1 protein-coding gene is annotated in these 1,456 nt (G+C 73.3%); it reads left to right on the top strand.

Annotated features, from left to right (window positions below; genetic code table 11):
- Positions 1–1,456: beta strand repeat-containing protein (locus tag H3O04_RS35320; protein ID WP_202589513.1), on the top strand; the 1,456-nt coding region annotated here is incomplete at both ends.

Raw genomic sequence — 1,456 nt, 5'->3', positions numbered from 1 at the left:
ATCTGAGCGCGGCCACGTCGCCGCAGTCGACGGGTGCGTTGTCGGGCGTCACGGGGTCGACCGTGAACCTCGGCGGCAATGTGCTGACGCTCGGCGGCTCGGGCAGCGGCACGTACGGCGGCACGATCGCCGGCACGGGCGGCAGCCTGACGCTGGCGGGCACGGGTACCGAAACGCTCAACGGGACGAACACGTACACGGGCGGCACGACCTTGAGCGGCGGCGGCACGCTGCTCGCCGGCAACGGTTCGGCGCTCGGCACGGGCGCGCTGAACACGAGCGGCGCGGGCGGCACGCTCGGCACCAGCGTGGCCGGCACGACGCTGACCAACGCGATCAATCTCGGCGCGGGTTCGACGTTGACGGTTGGCGGTGCGAACAATCTGGGCCTGGGCGGCGCGATCGGCGGCAGCGGCAACCTGGCGGTGAACGGCCCGTCGACGACGACGCTCACCGGCGCGGGCACGTACACCGGCAACACGACGATCGGCAACGGCAGCACGCTGGCGGTCGGCGCGGGCGGCAGCCTGTCGGCCGGCAGCGCGGTCGATCTGTCGGGTACGGGCGCCACGCTGGATCTGAGCGCGGCCACGACGCCGCAGACCACGGGCGCCGTGTCGGGCGTGTCGGGTTCGACCGTGAATCTCGGCAGCAACACGCTGACGCTGGCCGGTGCCGGTAACGGCACGTACGGCGGCACCGTGGCCGGCACGGGCGGCTTGACGTTGTCGGGCAGCGGCACGCAAACGCTGACGGGCAACAACTCGTACACCGGTGCGACGACGATCAACAGCGGCACGCTGGCGATCGGCGCGGGCGGCAGCCTCTCCGGTAGCAGCCCGCTGAGCCTGACCGGTGCGGGCGCGACCTTCGACGTCAGCGGCGCGACGACGCCGCAAACGACAACCGCGCTGTCGGGCGTCGCCGGTTCGACGGTGAACCTGGGCGGCAACAACCTGACGCTCGGCGGGTCGGGCAGCGGCACGTTCGGCGGCACGATTGCCGGCACGGGTGGCAGCCTGACGTTGGGCGGCACGGGCACCGAGACGCTGACCGGTCCGAACACGTATTCGGGCGGCACGAACCTGACCGGTGGCGGCACGCTGGTCGCCGGCAGCAACACGGCGCTCGGTACCGGCACGCTCAACGCGAGCGGTGCGGGCGGCACGCTGGCAGCCGGCACGCCGGGCACGACGCTCGCCAATGCGGTGAACCTCGGGACGGGGGCGACGCTGACGGTGAGTGGCCCTAACAGCCTCGACCTGACCGGCGCGATCTCGGGGAGCGGCACGCTCGCGGTCAACGGTCCGGCGACGACGACGCTGTCGGGGGCGAACACCTACACCGGCGGCACGAGCGTCACCGGCGGCGGCACGCTGGTGGCCGGCACGCCGACCGCACTCGGCAGCGGCACGCTGAGCGTCGGCGGCACCGGCGGCACGCTCGGGGCCAGCGT

The sequence above is a fragment of the Burkholderia sp. KCJ3K979 genome (assembly GCF_016759955.1).
In the GTDB taxonomy this organism is placed as follows: domain Bacteria; phylum Pseudomonadota; class Gammaproteobacteria; order Burkholderiales; family Burkholderiaceae; genus Burkholderia; species Burkholderia orbicola.
This window is presented reverse-complemented; position numbering and strand designations above follow the sequence as displayed.